The 346-nt window shown below is 41.6% G+C and carries 1 protein-coding gene; it reads left to right on the forward strand.

Annotated features, from left to right (window positions below; genetic code table 11):
- Window positions 1-116: 116 nt before the first annotated feature.
- On the forward strand, window positions 117-346 hold a 230-nt coding region (gene tnpA, locus ACYQ3Q_RS28575; protein ID WP_459931758.1), incomplete at its 3' end, for an IS66 family insertion sequence element accessory protein TnpA.

The following is a 346-nucleotide window of genomic DNA, read 5'->3' on the forward strand; positions in this document are numbered from 1 at the left end:
GTAAGCGTCTAATAAGACAGTGTATAGAAACCTAATTAAAACTATGTAACAATACTCTAAATTAGAGTTTTTGCAGTTTTTCGAGTTAGTCTAAAAACTGCAAAGGAGGTTTAGAGTTGGATACCAGAGAAGCAACCCGTAACTACCGATTAAATCAGTGGACTGAGATCGTCCGTGAATGCCGGAGCAGTGGACAGACTGTCGCTGTCTGGTGCGCTGAGAATAGCATTATACCGAGAAATTATTACTATTGGTTGAAAAAAGTCCGCACAGCCGCCTGCGAAGTTCTTCCATCACTTCAGACCGAAAACAATTCTATCGTGCCCGTCTCTTTTCCACTTAACCA

Source organism: Desulfosporosinus burensis, from assembly GCF_054657535.1.